The organism is Romboutsia maritimum, assembly GCF_002251085.2.
GTDB lineage: Bacteria > Bacillota > Clostridia > Peptostreptococcales > Peptostreptococcaceae > Romboutsia_B > Romboutsia_B maritimum.
This window is the reverse complement of sequence record NZ_NOJZ02000003.1, coordinates 54,370-71,845: the sequence shown is the minus strand read 5'-3', so window position 1 is coordinate 71,845 and position 17,476 is coordinate 54,370. Positions and strand designations below refer to the sequence as shown.

Here is a 17,476-nt window from a genome sequence, read left to right as displayed (position 1 = left end):
TTGTGATTAACCTAAAACCTTAGGGATGAATATAAGTTCTCCTCCATGCAGGTCAAAACCATACCTGCAAATGTCGGCGGAACTTATATCTCATCCCTTGGCTAGGTTAATTTACAAATTTAGGGGAAATGATAAAACATACAAATAAAGGGTGAAAACTTGAATTTGAATGGTGATTATGATAGACTAAAGGATGGATAAAATTTTAATATGCATATAAATTTAGGAGGGTTATCATGAATAACTTTTTAATGGGACTGCAAATGGTATTATCTATAATACTTGTAGCTAGTATAATGCCTCAAGATACTAAAAGTGCTCTTCCTTCACAATATGGTGGAGAAGGCAATCAAAGTTATTTTAAACCAAAAGGAAAAGAAGCCTTTCTTGGTAGAGTAACAAAGATAACAGCAGTATTATTCTTCTTAAACGCACTAGCATTACTTATGATGTAGTAAATAATTGGCCATTATTTAACATAGTGTATAAGCATCAAGTTTAAAAATTGAATTTAGTTTTTAAGTAAAGGAGCTATCGAGAATAGAAAAATTTTCTATTTAAAGATAGCTCCTTTTGTATATTAATTAATTGATATAATCAAGTTTTGGTTTTTATTATCTTATTTTATAGAGTTATTTTAAATAAGTACAAGTTGCTTTAAAATAAATATCCATATAAATACTGTAAGTACACAAAATGCTGAACTGAATACAACTATCTGACCTGCAAGTTCGCTATCAGCATCCATTTGCTGAGCCATTGTAAATGATGAAACAGCAGTAGGTGCAGCAAAAATTATCATCAAGCATAAAAGCTCAATACCTCTAAAACCAACATAAATACTAATAGGTATAAAAATACATGGCACTAATATTAATTTAGAAAATACACCTATTATCATTTGTTTTAAGTGATTTTTAACTTCACTAAACTCAAACGACCCACCTAATAAAATAAGTGAAAGTGGAGTAGCTACTTTAGAAATATCACTAACAGTTTTTTCTATAACATAAGGTAGTTTAATTCCTAAGTATATAAAAGTTAAACCTATTGCAGATGCAATTATAAGTGGATTTGTGATAACACCTTTTATTATTTTTTTTAAATCTATTTTTCCACCTCTGAAAATTTCAAGTGCAAATACAGATAAAAAATTGAAAAGAGGCACTATAACTGAGATTAAGATAGCAGCAACTCCGACTTTATCATCTCCAAAAATCGAAGCTGTAACAGGAAGTCCGAAGATTACAAAGTTACTACGAAAAATTCCTTGGATTAACACACCACGTTTTTTATTGTCATTTTCGATAAAAGGAATTATAAAACATAATACAATGAAGAGTATTATTATACTAAGTGTAGCAAAAATCATTAATTTAGGATTAAATGAACCATCCATATCGGTTTTATAAACATTATAAAATAATAGCAATGGTAAGAATGTTTTAAATGTTACACTGTTCATAACTTTTAAAACTTTATCATCATACATGCCAATTCTTTTCATAAAATATCCTAAAGCCATTGTAAAAAACAATGGAAGGACAACATTAAAAGATAAAATTAGATTTTCCATACCTGCTCACCCTTAAGCCCTTCTTATAAATACAAGTGATTTACTCATATCGTCTTATTTTGTTGAAATTAACATGTATTAAGTATAGAAAAATATAAGGTTAAAATCAATAAAGTAATAATATAAAATGTTAAAGTAATACCGTAAAAATAGTATAGAGAATATTATGAAAAGTATATCTTTAAGGTTTGTCTGTATTTAATCTACAGAGATCTTTGGATTATGTGGATAAGTTGAAGAGAAATAAAAATAAATTTTAAAACTTATACACAATTCATACTGAATTAATCCATATCTGTGTATAACGTTTCAATTGTAAAGTTTTATCGTATTTTGTCGGAAAAAACAACATCTACTATTATATTAATTAATTACAAAAAATACAATACTATTTGATGAAATTAATTAATAAAATTTTAAGATAACTTCTCTTATTATTGAATTTACAATAAATAACTAATTTTACCAAAATATATTAATAGTGTATAATAGTAAAAATGGTAATAATAATAAAGAACTCACTATTTTTTATTGAGTTAAAATGATAATAATAAATAGTAAGTTTTTAATTGAATTTAACATAGATATATAGTAGAAATTAATTTTAATTATATAAAATTCATAATAAATAATGAAAAAATTATTATAAGTGATTTTTGAATATATAAATATAAATTTTAGAAGGAGGATTCTAAATGGTACCAGGACTTAAAGAAAGTTTATTAGGATTGATAAATGAAGATGCATATAATCCTCTAAAAAAAGAAGAGTTGGCAGTTATATTTGACATACACTCAAGTGAGATGCCAATGTTTTATAATTTTTTAGATGAACTAGAAGAAGACGGATATATATGTAGAACAAAAAAAGGAAAAATATTATCACCAAATCAAATGGGATATTATGTAGGTAAATTCATATCTCATAGAAAGGGATTTGGATTTGTTGAGTCAGATAAAGAATATACTCAAGACTTATTTATACCATCAGATAGTATAAATGGTGCTATGCATAATGATAGAGTTATGGCGGAAATAGTAGTACCAGCAACAGAAGATAAAAGAGCAGAAGGAAACATTATAAAAGTAATTACTAGAGAAATTACAACAGTAGTTGGATTATTTAAACCAAGTAAGAGTTTTGGATTTGTAATTCCTGATGATAAAAAATTCAATAAAGATATTTATATACCAAAGAAATTTTTCTCAGGAGCTAGTGAAAATGATAAAGTAGTTTGTGAAATAACTGTATGGCCTCAAGAAGATAGAAAGCCAGAAGGTAAAATAATAGAAATATTAGGGCAAAAAGGTGAAAGAGGAGTTGAAATAGACTCTATAATAAGAGCACATGGACTTCCAGAAGAATTCCCTAAAAAGGTACTAGATGAAGCAGAATTTGTAGCTCAACCTATTCCAGAAGAAGAAATAGAAAGAAGATTAGATATAAGGAATTTAAAAACATTTACAATAGATGGAGACGACGCTAAAGACTTAGATGATGCTGTATCAATAGAAAAGTTACCTAATGGAAACTTCAATTTAGGTGTTCATATAGCTGACGTAACTCACTATGTAAAAGAAAAAAGTAAATTAGATAAAGAAGCTCTAAAAAGAGCAACATCAGTTTATTTAGTTGATAAGGTAATACCGATGTTACCAAAAAAACTTTCTAATGGAGTATGTAGTTTAAATCCGTTTGAAGATAAGCTTACATTATCAGTATTTATGGAAATAGATCATAATGGTAAGGTAGTTAAATACGATATAAAAGAAACTATAATAAATTCAAAAGCTAGAATGACTTATACAGAAGTATCTGACATATTAGAAAAAGATGATGAAAAATTAAAAGAAACATTCTCTAATTTAGTAGAAGAATTTAAAGATGCAGAAACTCTAGCTAGAATTCTTATGAATAGAAGAACAAAAAGAGGGGCATTAGATTTTGATTTCCCAGAAGCTAAAATAATTTTAAATAAAGAAGGCGAAGTTGTAGATATTAAGCATTATGAAAGAAGAATATCTAACAAGATGATAGAAGAATTTATGCTAGTAAGTAATGAAACAATAGCAGAACATTATTTCTGGTTAGGAATTCCTTTTGTTTATAGAATACATGAGACTCCGTCAGCTGAAAAAATGGAAACATTAAGTAAGTTTATAGCTACATTTGGATATACAATAAAAGGTGACATGGAAGAAGTTCATCCAAAAGCATTACAAGCAATAATTGCACAAATAAAAGGTAAAAGAGAAGAAGAAGCTATAAGTACAATAATGCTTCGTTCATTAAAACAAGCAAGATATTCACCAGATTGTGCAGGTCACTTTGGTCTTGCGGCACAATATTATAGTCATTTTACTTCTCCAATAAGAAGATATCCTGACTTACAAATTCATAGAATTATAAAAGAACATTTAAATAATAAGATAAATAAGAAAAGACAAGATCAACTTACTAATATCGTTGATTATGCATCTACTCAATCTTCAGAAAGAGAAAGAGCAGCAGAACTTGCAGAAAGAGATGTACATGACTTCTATAAATGTATGTATATGAAAGATAAGATAGGTGAAGAATATGATGGTATTATATCTAGTGTAACTTCATTTGGTATGTTTGTTGAGTTAGATAATACTGTTGAAGGTCTGATTAGACTTGCTAATATAAATGATGATTATTATATTTATGATGAAATGAGTTATACTATAATTGGTGAAAGAACTAGAAAGACTTATAAAATAGGAGATCCTGTTCGTATTAAAGTTGATAATGTGAATGTTGATTTCCGTGAAATAGATTTTGAACTCCTAGGTAAGATTGAAGAATAGGTAAATTGGGACGCCGCGAAATATCAAATCACATTTGCATCCAATCAAGTCAAAGTTCGGCTTGAAAATGGATGCTGCATTGCGATTTGATATTTCGCTGGCTAGTCTAGATTTCATCTATATCTTTGTGGAGAAAGGTGAAATAATAAAGAGAATAAGAGCGTTTAAAATATTGACTATTGAGGTTTAATATGGTATATTTTTACTTATTAATAGTTAGTTTTAAAGATGATTTTTGAGTGATAAAATTTTTTGTTAAGAAGGTGAACTTGTAGATGGTAGGTAAGAAGATTTTGGCAACTAATAGAAAAGCTAGACATGAGTACTTTATAGAAGAGACTTATGAGTGCGGTGTTGAGTTAAAGGGTACTGAGGTTAAGTCTATTAGACAGGGAAAAGTTAATTTAAGTGATGGTTTTGCTTCTGTTGATAATGCTGAGGTTTATTTAAAACAAGTTCATATTAGTCCTTATGAGCAAGGAAATATCTTCAATGTTGATCCTTTAAGAACTAGAAAGTTATTACTTCATAAGCATGAGATAAGAAAACTTATCGGTGCTACTACTATTAAGGGTTATGCTTTGATACCTCTTAGCATGTATTTAAAAAATGGTAAGGTTAAGGTGGAAATAGCTTTGGCTAAAGGTAAAAAATTATATGATAAACGTCAAGATTTGGCTAAGAAAGATGCTCAAAGACGTATTGAAAGAGAAATGACAGGTAAATACTAATACTTGTAGTAAATAATTCCTTACAATCTATTTACTAACATTGATTTTTCTAATCAAAAGTATTATATTATAGATACAGTAAAAACTTAATATTGATGGTGAAACAAAAAAAGTTTGCGAAAGTAAGAAAGTCTCATGACTATAAAACTACCACGGGGGCGTAAAGGTTTCGACGTGGGTTTGGCACTTGAGGCTGCGTGTCGTGTTACTCTGGGTCACGTAAAAACTGGGGAAAACAATAAACGCAAACGATAATTACGCTTTAGCAGCTTAATGCTGCTCGACCCGCCGAGCCCTCCTGCCGGTTAGGCCTGGTCGTCATTTATGCAGGGAACTACTTTTATGGGTGTCTCGACTAAAAGTGGATTAATTGGGGCTGGTCAATCATAAAGCCTGCCACTGGGCGATATGATTGATGAGATTCTAAATCAGTTGGCTACACACGTAGATGCAACAAGGAAAAGACTTGCGGACAGGGGTTCGACTCCCCTCGTCTCCACCATTGAAATCCACGAAAACACATTGATAATTTTGTCAATGTGTTTTTTTATATAAATGAATCAAAAGAAGCATTACGACAAAAATGATAGTTTATGCCTATGACATTTTGTCCGTATGGTATTAATATATGACCAGATAGTTAAGAATGGTTGTGTTATCCTAAAAATTTAATTATTATGAAATAAATAGGAGGTGAAAAATGAATGTTATAGTTGAGAAACAAGAAGATTTAATTGAAGATAAAGTTGTTATATATTGTAGGGAAGAAAGTCAAGAAATAAGAAGTATAAAAGGATTTATAAAAAATATAAATACGAAACTATGTGCATCCTTAGATTTTAAGAAAATAATGATTACACCTGATGAAATTTATTATATAGAAAGTGTAGATAAAAGAACTTTTGTATATGTAAAAGATAAGGTTTTGGAATGTTCACTAAGGTTGTATGAGATAGAAGAGAGATTTAAGGAATTTTCTTTTTTTCGTGCAAGTAAAAATACTATAGTTAATGTAATGTATATAAAAGATATAAACATACTGTTAAATAGAAATTTACTTGTGACACTTGAAAATAAAGAGAAAATTACAATATCAAGGCGAAATGTAAAAGATTTTAGAAAGTTAATTGGCTGGGAGTGATATGGTTGAATAATAATGACAGTTCAAGTAAATTAAATGAATTAATGAATGTAATACTATTTGCTTTTTCAGTTATAGGAGTGATTGTAGTACTTGCGTACATTTATAAGGATACTCATGGATTTGATGTTATGCAGATGGCATTCTTAAGGCAAGTAATTGTATATGTAGCATTTTTTGCTTTAGCAATAACTATATGTTTTACTGATATAATTCATATAAATATATCGCAAAGAATAAAATCAATAGTAACAATTATTGCTTTTTATATTTTAATTATGAATTCATTGAGCCATAATACTATAAATCCAATGGGAAGTATTGAGCGTTTTATAGTATGTACAGTGTGGTACTTCTTTATCGTAGGCTGTGTAATAGTAGCGTGGTATATATATGGGACTATAACTTCAAATAAGTATAACAAATATCTTAAGGAATATCAGAATTTTAAGAAGTAGAAAATATAATAGTATTTGGAAGTAGGGTAATGGGAAACTATATCATATGATTTAATAATAAATGAAAAATGAATAGAGGATACAAATAATGAAGGTAAGATAATAAATAATAAAGGCTAGCTAGAGAAATTGTGGGTATGATTCCTGTGATTCGTCTCCATCATTGAAATCCACGAAAACTCATATCCATTTGGATATGAGTTTTTTAATTACAAGGGGATTATAATACTTCAAAATATGTGGAAAACTTGTGTATAATAGTGATATGAATAGGTGTAGAAAATATAAAAGTGACAAAATCATAAATAAAATACTTAAAAATCACTTCGAAGAATTTAGAAAAAGGAAGTGGAATCGAGTTAGAAAAGAAATGCGTGAACATATAATAGATATAGTAGAAAGAACTTTAAATTGTGGAAATATAGAAAAGGGATATATTAAGCATAAATGTCTTGAATGTAATGAAGAGTATATTCATGGATTCACATGTAAAAGTAAATTTTGTAGTAAATGTGGAAGGATGTATTCTTTGAAATGGTCAGATAAACAAGTGAATAATATGTTAAGTGTAACTTATAGACATGCCGTATTTACAATACCTTAAGAATTAAGGAATTACTTCTATCAAAAGCGAGAGCTATTAAAGGATTTGCAAGATGCAGTATATGGAGTAGTATCGAATTACTATCAAAATAAAGTGAAAGGAAATCATGAAGTAGGATTAATTGCAGTAGTTCATACTTTTGGCTCAGATTTGAAATGGAATCCACATATACATGCATTGTTTACTGAAGGTGAAATAGATAAAAATAATAAGTGGTTTAAGAAAATATCTCATATACCATATAAGTATTTGAGGAAGTCTTGGCAAAAATTACTTTTAGATATAATAAAAAAGAATTTTACAGATATAAGAACTAAAAGATTAATTAATAAACTATATAAAACACATAATGAAGGATTTTATGTGAATGCAGAAAGAGACATAATTAATATAAAACAGGCTTCAAAGTATATAGGAAGATATTTAGCAAGACCAGCTATCGCTGAATATAGAATAACTAACTAACAGTTACATTTTGGTATGAAAATAAGAAACCTAAAAAGAGAGTAACTATAACAATAGATGTTTTAGAATTTATAGGGAAATTAACACAACACATATACGCGAAGGGATTTAGAGTCGTAAGGCGATATGGATTGTATGCTAGAGTTAAAAAGAAACTAAGTATAGAAATAATAAAATTATATAATTTCATTAAACAAAGGAATATATATTAGATAATTGAAAAAAATAACGTAAGAAAAATGAGCTTTAAAGAACGATTAATAGAAACATTTGGAGCGAATCTGTTTAAGTGTACAAATTGTGGAAATTATATGGTTTTATGGGAAGTTTGGCATCATAAATATGGAATTATATATGATACATTAGATAAATCAAATTATGCAATAGTAGTAGATGATGGCATAGGAAAAAAAGAAATTGAAGAATATATATTTGAACAATTAGAATTGTTTTAAAATGGCTATTAAAAAATAGGCGATAGCCTAGCTTTGCTATACTCAAATATACAAATAGTGTATAATTACTAATAATGAAATAGTGTTTAGGAGATATGAAAATGTTAAAAGAATTAGATGAAATGAGTATAGGACAGAAACTATATAACTATGGATGTAAATCCTGCGGATTTGAAAAAGGAGTTCCAGAATTTCTAATACAAGAGTTTAGACAAGATATATTCTTTAATGAAGGAGTGATAGCTGCGCTAGAAGATGAATCTATGCCAGAACTAGTATGCCCTAACTGTAGAGCTAAGTTTGAATACAAAAAAACTGACAACCGTTAGGTGTCAGTTAAGGTGACCTATTTATAGGTCATTTTTTTAGTTAAGATAAAAATTTAGGAATTAACTATATAAATCTTACTAACAAGTAAGATTTATATAGTTAATGTAAGTTTAACGTCATGGTATGCAAAGCATATATAGAGTATATTATATATAAGAAAATAAAAAAGGAGATTTTACTTATGAAAAAAACAGGTAAATTAATTATAGGAATTGTAGCAATTTTGTTATTAGGAGTAGGAGTACAACAAGGACTTAAATATCATTTACAAGGTCCAGCTAGACCATTTAATGCATTATTAGTAAGTGGAGAAAAAGAAAATGTAGACAAGGCAAAAGAAATCTATAAAGATAATACAAAATATGCAAAAGATTATAAATATAAAACAGTTACAAATAAAGTGAAAATGTTAGATGAAAAAGGAGAACCGTTTATTAGTAAAGATGGAAAAGAATTAACAGGTGAAAGTAAATTTTTATTAATAACAAAAGATACAGCGAAAGAAATGCTAAAAGATCAAGTATTACGTGTTAAGAAAGGCACAGAGGATGGAAGTATACAGACAACGATTCTTGAAAGTATACCAAATATAGAGACAGATAAAACTATATACTTTGGAATGGAAAATAAAGATGCGAAATTAGAGATAAATGGAAAAAATATATCATTAGAATATGGGAGTTATTCATGGATAGGATATTACCCGTCAGAACAAGGTGGATTAATAGTAACAGATGATGAAACTTATAAATCTATAGAAGATAAAGAAAAGGATATGAGCTTAATAAGATTTGCTAAAGGAAAAAAAGACCTAAGAAATGCAAAAGACAAAGAAGAAATCAACAAGAAATTAATAAGCACACAAATTATAGAGATAAATTATGCAAATATAGAAAAGTAGAGGAGATAAACTATGGAAATTCTAAGAATTGAAAACCTAACAAAAACTTATGGTGAAGGCGATAATAAGGTTGAAGCACTAAAAAATATAAATTTATCAATAAACGAAGGTGAATTCGTAGCTATAATAGGAGCATCGGGTTCTGGGAAGAGTACATTACTTCACTTACTTGGGGGACTAGATAGACCAACCAGCGGAAAAGTTGTTATAGATGAAAAAAGCATATATGATTACAACGATGATGAATTATCAATATTTAGAAGAAGAAAAATAGGGTTTGTATTCCAGTTCTTTAACCTAATACCAGTACTTGATGTAGAAGAAAATATTGAGTTACCAGTTGTATTAGACAATGAAAAGGTAGATAAAAATTATTTAGACGAAATAATAAACATACTGAATCTTAATGATAGAAGAAACCATCTACCATCAGAACTATCAGGAGGACAGCAACAAAGAGTATCAATAGGACGAGCTCTTGTAAATAAACCAAGTATAGTACTTGCAGATGAGCCAACGGGTAATTTAGATTCTAAGAACACTAGAGAAGTTATTGAACTTTTAAAGTTTACAGCTAAAAAGTTTAATCAAACACTGATATTAATAACTCATGATACAAATATAGCTACTATGGCAGATAGAGTTATTACTATAGATGATGGTGAAATAATAAAAGACACGAAAATAGATAACTAAGACGCAAGGAGGTGTGCATAGTTGATAAAAAATTATAAAACAGTGAGTAATAGATATATTAAGCAAAATAAAAAACGTACAATATTAACACTTATAGGAATTATACTATCTTTAGCTCTTATTTCAACAATGGGGCTATTTATGAAAGGGACAGAAAAATCTCAAATTGAACAAACTAAACAAGAGCAAGGTACATCCTTTCACCTAATGTATAAAACATATAATGATGATATATTAAGTAAAGTAAAAAACAATCCTAATATATTGCATTATGGAAATGTATCGATGGGAGATGAAATAAAATACAAAAATATTACTCTACAAGAACAATTTGTTGATAGTGGAGCTAGTGAAATATTAAAATACGTATTAAAAGAAGGTAGGATGCCGACTAAAAGTGATGAAGTATGTATAGATGAATGGACTAAGCCACATATTAATTTTAATTTAAAACTTGGTGATAAAATAACTATAGATAAAAAGGAATATAAAATTGTAGGTTTCTTAAAAACGTATGAATCTATGCAACGCAAAAAAACAAGTAGAGCTATTATATTTGATCAAAATAAAAAAGATGGTCAATTAATAGCAGAAATAAATCCTAAAGGTGAATTTGACCAAACACTTAAAACATTAAAATCTTTGAGTGAAAAAGAAAATATAGAAGAAAACCATTCTTTAACAAGGATATATCAAGAAGACTCAAATAAGTCTATGGTAGCTCTTACAGGAATTGTAATTTCTATAGTAGTCATAGCAACGATTATAGTTATATATAATTCTTTCCAAATAAATGTAGCAGAGAGAATGAAGAAATTCGGATTGCTTAGAAGTATAGGGGCAACTAAAAAACAAATTAGAGCTATTGTATTTAGAGAAGCCACAATATTATTAATAATAGCAATTCCTATTGGTATTGTTATAAGTATAGGTACTATATATGCACTACAGAGAGTCTTAGAGTTATTAATGAAGGAAAATACTCCTATTTCAATTGTAAGTATTGATATAAAGACACTAGCTGTTAGTGCTATTATAACTATAATAGCAGTGTATATATCGAGTTTTTTACCAGCTAGATATGTAGGTAACATATCACCATTAGTTGCTATTAGTAGTAGAGTGGCAATAAAAAAGGAGTCTATAAAAAAGATAAAAAATAAAACACTAAATAAAATACTTAATTTTAAGGTATTAATGGCTCTTAAAAATATAGGACGTAATCCTAAAAGATGTACTGTAATGATATTGTCGGTTGTAGTAAGTGCAACTTTATTTATTACATTTACAACATTAGTACAGGATGCAATAATGCTAAAAGGTACAAACTATGAGTATCAAAATATAGAGTTAGAAATTGGAACTAACTCAGAATTTGATAACAGCAAAGTTGATAAAGATTTAATACCTAGAATTAGTAACTTAGATAATGTTAATAAAGTTTATTTAAAATATCCAACAATATCTGGGGACCTAGAAATTAGTGCAGATAAAAAGGCTAAAGAAGCTGGAGATATATATGAAATAGAAAATCTTAATGGTAGCCTGAAGGAATTTATGCATACTAGGATTAATGTGTATAATAAAGTGACGCTAGATGCTTTAAAGAAATATTTAATAAGTGGAGACATTAATATTAATGATATAAACTCTCAAAATGGTGTAATACTAGTATCTAACGGAGTTGCAACAGATAACACTACTAAGAAAAGATATACAGGAAAATTAACTAACTACAAAGTAAATGATGAAATAACTATAATTGATGAATATAGTAAAGAACATAAGGTAAAAGTAATGGGAATTATTGAAAAAAATATATTTGAAAGAGAAGTTTCTAAAAATGCTTTATCTTTGATAACAACAGATACAGTTAGAAAGAATTTAACAAATAAAGAGGTTGAAATAGCTAATATAGCAATTGATTTAGAAGACTCAGAATTACATCTAAAAAATTATGAAGAAATTTATAACATGATAGAAGATAATCAAGATTATAGTATGGTAGACTGGGTAGATGCTAATGCTACTCAAAAAAGTGGTGTTTTATTAATACAAGTACTAGTATATGGGTTTATGACTGTAATTACTTTAATAAGTAGTATAAACATTATAAATACAATCACAATGAATATAACACTAAGAAGAAAAGAATCGTCAGTACTAAAATCTATAGGTATGTCTCAAAAAGACTTAAAGAAAATGATAATGTACGAAGGAGTATTCTATGGTTTAGTTGGTGGAATTATAGGTTCTATAGCTGGATGTGGGTTTACTTATATCATATATGATGTTTTAGAAGATATAGTAGGGCTTGCATGGAGATTACCTTTAAAACTATGTATTATAACTATTGTTGTGTCAATAATAATAAGTTTCTTATCAACTTTAATACCTATGAGAAAAATTGAAAAAGATAATGTAATCGAAGCAATAAGGGAAGGTTAACAGCAACAGTTAAGGGTAGTGTCTACAAAAACTTTAGATGAAAGCCGTATTGATTAAGTAATCAGTACGGCTTTTTCGCTTTATATAAATATTACTAACAAGTAAGATTAATATCTATATTGTAAGTTTGGCGCTATGGTTTTAATTATAAATATAAGATAAAATATAGATTGTAGTAATGATTAATTAAGAAAATATATAAATTTAGATTGCAATAAAATACAGCAGGAGGCTAAAATGACGTACAAAATAAGATCGATGCAAAATAAATATAAATTAAAATATGCAATATTATTTATATTGATAACTGTTATGGCTTTTATAGCATATAGTATGTTGGTAGAATACAATTATGAAAAATTAAAATCTAATATATTAAACACCAATGATATAAATAAAAAAATATTGGTAGAAAATTCAAAAGAATATCCAAAAATTAAGCAAATCTTAAATAATATAAATTTATATCCAATATCATTAGTAAATCTTGCATCTAACAACATAGAGGCAATAGATTTTGTGGCAGATTATCCTAAATATACTAAGAAAATAGTCAGAGGTGATATATCTGTAAAAGAAGATTATAAAAAAGGTGAAATTCCTTTATTTTTACAATGGGATAAAAGATGGGGATATGATAAATATGGAGATGAATTTATTGCTGTCAATGGATGTGGACCTACTTCTTTAGCAATGGTAGCTGTGGGACTTACAGGTAATACAGATATTAACCCTAAGGCTGTCGCAAATTATAGCAGAAAAAATGGATACTTAGTAAATAAAGTAGGAACAAAATGGAGTATTATGATTGAAGGTGCAAAACATTTTGGTATAATGGGAAGAGAAATAAGCTTAAGTGAAAGCATTATTATATCAAATCTACAAAATGGACACCCTATAATAGCTAGTATGGGCTCAGGTGAATTTACGAGTGAAGGTCACTTTATTGTGTTATCAGGTATTAGCAATGATGGAAAGATAATTGTTAATGATTCTAATAGTAAAATTAAAAGTGAAAAAACATGGGATATAGATGTATTTATGAAAGAGAGTAAAAATCTATGGGCTTTTGATAGAATATAGTTAAACATACAAATCTATAACACCTTTACTTATAATTGAGATTATCAGAGTAATATAATAAAAGAGAGGATGATTTTTTATGGTTAAAATACTATTTGTAGAAGATGATGTTGCATTAGGTTATGCTCTAGAATTTTCTTTAATTGATGAGGGATACAATATAACAAGAGCGTGCACTATTAGTGAAGCTAAAAACTACTTTTCTAAAGAAGACTTTAATTTAATACTATTAGATGTAAATCTACCAGATGGAAACGGATATGATTTTTGTAAATATGTTAGAGAAGCATCAAGTATACCAATTATATTTCTAACAGCACTAGATGATGAAGTAAATATTGTTTTAGGACTAGAATTAGGTGGTAATGATTATTTAACAAAGCCATTTGGAGTAGGAGAATTACTAGCTAGAATTAAAGTGCAGTTACGTTCAAATAAAGCTAAAGAATTAAAGAATACTTTAATAAGCAGTGATATAACTGTTAACTTAACTACAACTAATGTATATAAGAAAAAAGAACTTTTAAACCTAACAGCATTAGAATACAAATTATTAATACTATTTATGAAAAAGCCTTTTAGCAGCTTAAGAAGAGATGATATTCTTAGCAGTGTTACAAGTAGCGAAGAAATTTTCTTTGATGAAAATACATTATCTGTTTATATAAAAAGGCTAAGAGAAAAAATAGAAGATAATCCTAAAAATCCAAAATACATTACGACCAAACGCGGACTAGGTTATAAATGGGATGTTGAAGTAAGGAGTGAGTAATATTGAATAAAATTTTTATTAATCAAGAAGCTAAAAGAAGTACGGTGATGTTGACTTTAATCCTTACTATTTTTATGACACTTCAACTTTGGATGTATAATAACTATATTCAAAAACAAAAGCAAGATTACATTGATATAATTGGTAGTATAATATTAAAAACGGTAACTCTTAATCCAGAATTAGAAAAAGATATAATTCCATTAGTAACTAAAAATATTAATGAAAAAGATAAGGAATTAGCTCGTGCTACTTTAAAACAATATGGTATAAGTACTACACTTAACAATAGCCTATTTCCAAATTTGGCTAGTAAATTTGGTATAATAGAATTAAGTTTTATCTTATCCTGCTTATTGATTATATTAAATTATCTACAATATGCTAAATTTTTTAAAAAGATAAGAAGATTAACACTAGCAGCAAGTAAGATACTTGATGAGGATTATACTTATCTAATAAATGAAGATAGAGAAGGTGATTTTTCAAAATTAGCAGTAGAATTTTCAAATATTAGAAGAATAATCAAGAATAATATTAGTAATACTCAAAAAGAAAAGCAACATTTAGTAGATTTATTACAAAATATATCTCATCAGTTGAAAACAAAACTGGCTACTATGATTTTATACAATGATATATTACTAAATAGAAAGATAACAGAAGAGCAAAGAGTAAAATTTTTAAAAGATAACAGTACTCAACTTGATAATATGAATTTAATGATTCAAAGCATATTAAAACTAGCAAAATTAGATGCAAATACAGTTGAGTTTTGTAAAAAAGAAGAAAGTTTAAATAAAACTATAAAAGAAGTAGTACATAGTTTTGAAGAGTTTGCAAAAGAAAGAGATGTTAAATTAGAATTAGATGATTGTGAGGATATTATATTAAATCAAGATAAATTTTGGTTAAAAGAGGCTTTTAATAATATTATAAAAAATTGTATAGAACATACACCAAAAGACGGAAGTGTGAAGGTATATTTAATAAGAAGTCCTGCCTTTTATAAAGTAACAATTGAAGATACGGGTGAGGGGATAGAACAAGGTGAAATAACAAAAATATTTAATAGATTTTATAAAAGTAAGACTTCAAATAAAAAATATTCAGTAGGGATAGGAATGGCAATATCTAAGTCAATTATTGAATCTCATAATGGGTATATAGATGTTAGAAGTGAGAAGGGAGTCGGGACTGATTTTTCTATAACTTTTATGAAGTATTAATAGATTTAAAGAATAATCGTGGGTATTATTCTTGTGAATCGTCTCCACCATTGAAATCCACGAAAACTCATATTCATTGAATATGAGTTTTTTATATGTATAAGAATAAAACATATACAATGTTGAGTAAAATATATTGACTATATACAATGTTGTATATATAATGAAATTAATAACTCTTATTTAATCAAAAACTAAGGAGAAGGTCATGGTAAAATTAATTATTTTATATTATCTAAATATAAAATCAACTCATGGATATGAAATACAGAAATTCATTCAGGCTACAGGACTTGATGTTTGGGCAAAGGTTAAATCTGGTTCAATATACTATGCTCTAAGTAAGATGGAGAAAAATGGAGAAGTAGAGCTATACAAAGAAGAAACAGTAGGGTCTAAAGTAAGAAAAATATATCAAATAACTGAAAAAGGTAAAAATGAACTTAAAAATACCATAGAGGAAGAATTAGATAAGCCACTTATGCCAATAGGTACAGATAAGTTCATAATACCAATAACATTCAATCGATTAGATAAAAACGAAGCAATAGCAATAGTAAATAAACACATAAAAAGTCTTGAAGAAACTTTAGATTACTGGGAATACTGGAAAGATATAAAGATAAATGAATCAACACTACAAGTTGAAAAAATATCATTTGAAATGACTGTAAATGGAATCAAAGATTCTATAAGATGGCATAAAGCTATAATAGATGAGTATGATGAATATGTAAAATATAGTCAAAGTCAAGAAGTTATGATTAAAAATATTGACTTTGGAGATGTAGAAGAGCCTAAAAATAACAATGCTCAAGCTGATAAAAAAAGGATTGAAGAACTTAGAGAAATAATCTTAAATAATCCGGAAAAATCAAAAGAAGCTCTAGAAGAGTTGATGAACTTGATGAGTCAGGTAAAGTAAAAGTGTAGTGAAAAACTACATTTTTATTTAAAGGTTATATACAATGTTGTATATGAAATATTAGATATAAAATGGGGTTATAAAATGAGTACAATTTTAGAAATAAAATCACTTAAAAAAGCTTTTGGAGAAAAAGAAGTAGTAAATGGATTGAGCTTTAGAGTTAATAAAGGAGAGATATTAGGTTTTCTAGGACCAAATGGAGCGGGTAAAAGTACAACTATAAGTATGATTACAACTGTATTAGATGCAGATGGAGGAAAAGTACTATTTGAGGAAAGAGAAGTAAATGGAAATGATAATGATTTCAAAAAAGCTTTAGGATATGTTCCACAAGATATAGCTTTATTTAACGATTTAACTGCTTATGACAATATAGCATTTTTTGGTTCTCTTTATGGATTAAAAGGAAGTAGTCTAAAAAATAGAGTAAAAGAAACTTTAGAGTTGGTTGGACTATATGATAGAAAAAATGATTATCCAGATTCTTTTTCGGGTGGTATGAAAAGAAGGCTTAATATAGCGTGCTCAATAGTACATAAACCTAAAATTTTGATAATGGATGAGCCAACAGTAGGTATAGATCCACAATCAAGAAATAATATCTTAGAAGTAACAAAAAGTTTAAGAGATGAAGGGACTACGGTAATATATACATCTCACTATATGGAGGAAGTAGAAGCTATATGTAATAGACTTATTATTCTAGATAATGGACAGATAGTAGAAGCTGGAGATAAAGAGGAAATTAAGAATAAATATAAAAACAAGGGATTAAATAATTTAGAAGAAATATTTTTATATATCACAGGAAAAGAATTGAGAGACTAG

The 17,476-nt window shown here is 27.7% G+C and carries 19 protein-coding genes and 1 other RNA gene; 19 read left to right on the top strand and 1 reads right to left on the bottom strand.

Going from position 1 to position 17,476, the window contains the following annotated elements:
• Positions 1-236: 236 nt before the first annotated feature.
• Positions 237-455, top strand: a complete 219-nt coding sequence (gene secG, locus CHF27_RS03255; protein WP_095405602.1) for a preprotein translocase subunit SecG — start codon at positions 237-239, stop codon at positions 453-455.
• A gap of 182 nt (positions 456-637) precedes the next feature.
• Here the strand turns inward: secG and CHF27_RS03250 are convergent, their stop codons facing one another.
• On the bottom strand, positions 638-1,576 hold the full coding sequence (locus tag CHF27_RS03250; RefSeq protein ID WP_095405601.1) for an AEC family transporter: 939 nt from the start codon (positions 1,574-1,576) through the stop codon (positions 638-640).
• Positions 1,577-2,271: 695 nt separating this feature from the next.
• Here CHF27_RS03250 and rnr point away from each other — a divergent pair.
• From rnr to CHF27_RS03165, 18 genes are all read left to right on the top strand, one after another.
• Complete coding sequence (gene rnr, locus CHF27_RS03245; RefSeq protein WP_095405600.1) at positions 2,272-4,407, top strand: ribonuclease R; 2,136 nt, start codon at positions 2,272-2,274, stop codon at positions 4,405-4,407.
• Positions 4,408-4,682: 275 nt separating this feature from the next.
• Positions 4,683-5,138: an SsrA-binding protein SmpB gene (smpB, locus tag CHF27_RS03240; protein WP_095405599.1), complete on the top strand. Its 456-nt coding sequence runs from the start codon at positions 4,683-4,685 to the stop codon at positions 5,136-5,138.
• Between the two features lie 154 nt (positions 5,139-5,292).
• Positions 5,293-5,640: a transfer-messenger RNA gene (gene ssrA, locus CHF27_RS03235) on the top strand.
• A 198-nt stretch (positions 5,641-5,838) separates the two neighbouring features.
• Entirely contained in the window at positions 5,839-6,279 is a 441-nt protein-coding gene (locus CHF27_RS03230) for a LytTR family DNA-binding domain-containing protein (protein WP_095405598.1), read from the top strand.
• A 5-nt stretch (positions 6,280-6,284) separates the two neighbouring features.
• Positions 6,285-6,737, top strand: a complete 453-nt coding sequence (locus tag CHF27_RS03225; protein ID WP_095405597.1) for a hypothetical protein — start codon at positions 6,285-6,287, stop codon at positions 6,735-6,737.
• 250 nt (positions 6,738-6,987) lie between these two features.
• On the top strand, positions 6,988-7,341 hold the full coding sequence (locus CHF27_RS03220; RefSeq protein ID WP_095405596.1) for a transposase zinc-binding domain-containing protein: 354 nt from the start codon (positions 6,988-6,990) through the stop codon (positions 7,339-7,341).
• 45 nt (positions 7,342-7,386) lie between these two features.
• Positions 7,387-7,806: a transposase gene (locus tag CHF27_RS14565; RefSeq protein ID WP_095405595.1), complete on the top strand. Its 420-nt coding sequence runs from the start codon at positions 7,387-7,389 to the stop codon at positions 7,804-7,806.
• A gap of 47 nt (positions 7,807-7,853) precedes the next feature.
• The gene (locus CHF27_RS14720; protein WP_456300092.1) at positions 7,854-8,018 is read left to right on the top strand and encodes a transposase; all 165 of its coding nucleotides are present in this window, start codon (positions 7,854-7,856) and stop codon (positions 8,016-8,018) included.
• A 27-nt stretch (positions 8,019-8,045) separates the two neighbouring features.
• The gene (locus CHF27_RS14105; RefSeq protein WP_147294068.1) at positions 8,046-8,261 is read left to right on the top strand and encodes a hypothetical protein; all 216 of its coding nucleotides are present in this window, start codon (positions 8,046-8,048) and stop codon (positions 8,259-8,261) included.
• A 101-nt stretch (positions 8,262-8,362) separates the two neighbouring features.
• A complete protein-coding gene (locus tag CHF27_RS03205; protein WP_095405593.1) occupies positions 8,363-8,590 on the top strand; it encodes a hypothetical protein in 228 nt (75 codons plus the stop codon).
• 182 nt (positions 8,591-8,772) lie between these two features.
• Positions 8,773-9,492 (top strand): lipoprotein BA_5634 family protein, encoded by a 720-nt coding sequence (locus CHF27_RS03200; protein WP_095405592.1) that lies wholly within the window; start codon positions 8,773-8,775, stop codon positions 9,490-9,492.
• 12 nt (positions 9,493-9,504) lie between these two features.
• Positions 9,505-10,188: an ABC transporter ATP-binding protein gene (locus CHF27_RS03195; RefSeq protein ID WP_095405591.1), complete on the top strand. Its 684-nt coding sequence runs from the start codon at positions 9,505-9,507 to the stop codon at positions 10,186-10,188.
• A 21-nt stretch (positions 10,189-10,209) separates the two neighbouring features.
• Positions 10,210-12,636, top strand: coding sequence for an ABC transporter permease (locus CHF27_RS03190; RefSeq protein ID WP_095405590.1), 2,427 nt, complete (start codon positions 10,210-10,212; stop codon positions 12,634-12,636).
• A 237-nt stretch (positions 12,637-12,873) separates the two neighbouring features.
• Complete coding sequence (locus CHF27_RS03185; protein ID WP_243444933.1) at positions 12,874-13,719, top strand: C39 family peptidase; 846 nt, start codon at positions 12,874-12,876, stop codon at positions 13,717-13,719.
• A gap of 79 nt (positions 13,720-13,798) precedes the next feature.
• Complete coding sequence (locus CHF27_RS03180) at positions 13,799-14,491, top strand: response regulator transcription factor (RefSeq protein WP_095405589.1); 693 nt, start codon at positions 13,799-13,801, stop codon at positions 14,489-14,491.
• Between the two features lie 2 nt (positions 14,492-14,493).
• Positions 14,494-15,720, top strand: coding sequence for a sensor histidine kinase (locus CHF27_RS03175; protein WP_095405588.1), 1,227 nt, complete (start codon positions 14,494-14,496; stop codon positions 15,718-15,720).
• A 208-nt stretch (positions 15,721-15,928) separates the two neighbouring features.
• Entirely contained in the window at positions 15,929-16,645 is a 717-nt protein-coding gene (locus CHF27_RS03170; RefSeq protein WP_095405587.1) for a PadR family transcriptional regulator, read from the top strand.
• Between the two features lie 84 nt (positions 16,646-16,729).
• Positions 16,730-17,476 carry an ABC transporter ATP-binding protein gene (locus CHF27_RS03165; protein WP_095405586.1) on the top strand — a complete coding sequence of 249 codons (747 nt, stop codon included), beginning with the start codon at positions 16,730-16,732 and terminating at the stop codon, positions 17,474-17,476.

Bases quoted from the DNA above. Each gene is read 5' to 3' on its own strand.
- secG (WP_095405602.1), top strand. From the start codon at position 237: ATGAATAACTTTTTAATGGGACTGCAAATGGTATTATCTATAATACTT.
- CHF27_RS03250 (WP_095405601.1), bottom strand. From the start codon at position 1,576: ATGGAAAATCTAATTTTATCTTTTAATGTTGTCCTTCCATTGTTTTTT.
- rnr (WP_095405600.1), top strand. From the start codon at position 2,272: ATGGTACCAGGACTTAAAGAAAGTTTATTAGGATTGATAAATGAAGAT.
- smpB (WP_095405599.1), top strand. From the start codon at position 4,683: ATGGTAGGTAAGAAGATTTTGGCAACTAATAGAAAAGCTAGACATGAG.
- CHF27_RS03230 (WP_095405598.1), top strand. From the start codon at position 5,839: ATGAATGTTATAGTTGAGAAACAAGAAGATTTAATTGAAGATAAAGTT.
- CHF27_RS14105 (WP_147294068.1), top strand. From the start codon at position 8,046: ATGAGCTTTAAAGAACGATTAATAGAAACATTTGGAGCGAATCTGTTT.
- CHF27_RS03205 (WP_095405593.1), top strand. From the start codon at position 8,363: ATGTTAAAAGAATTAGATGAAATGAGTATAGGACAGAAACTATATAAC.
- CHF27_RS03200 (WP_095405592.1), top strand. From the start codon at position 8,773: ATGAAAAAAACAGGTAAATTAATTATAGGAATTGTAGCAATTTTGTTA.
- CHF27_RS03195 (WP_095405591.1), top strand. From the start codon at position 9,505: ATGGAAATTCTAAGAATTGAAAACCTAACAAAAACTTATGGTGAAGGC.
- CHF27_RS03185 (WP_243444933.1), top strand. From the start codon at position 12,874: ATGACGTACAAAATAAGATCGATGCAAAATAAATATAAATTAAAATAT.
- CHF27_RS03180 (WP_095405589.1), top strand. From the start codon at position 13,799: ATGGTTAAAATACTATTTGTAGAAGATGATGTTGCATTAGGTTATGCT.
- CHF27_RS03170 (WP_095405587.1), top strand. From the start codon at position 15,929: ATGGTAAAATTAATTATTTTATATTATCTAAATATAAAATCAACTCAT.
- CHF27_RS03165 (WP_095405586.1), top strand. From the start codon at position 16,730: ATGAGTACAATTTTAGAAATAAAATCACTTAAAAAAGCTTTTGGAGAA.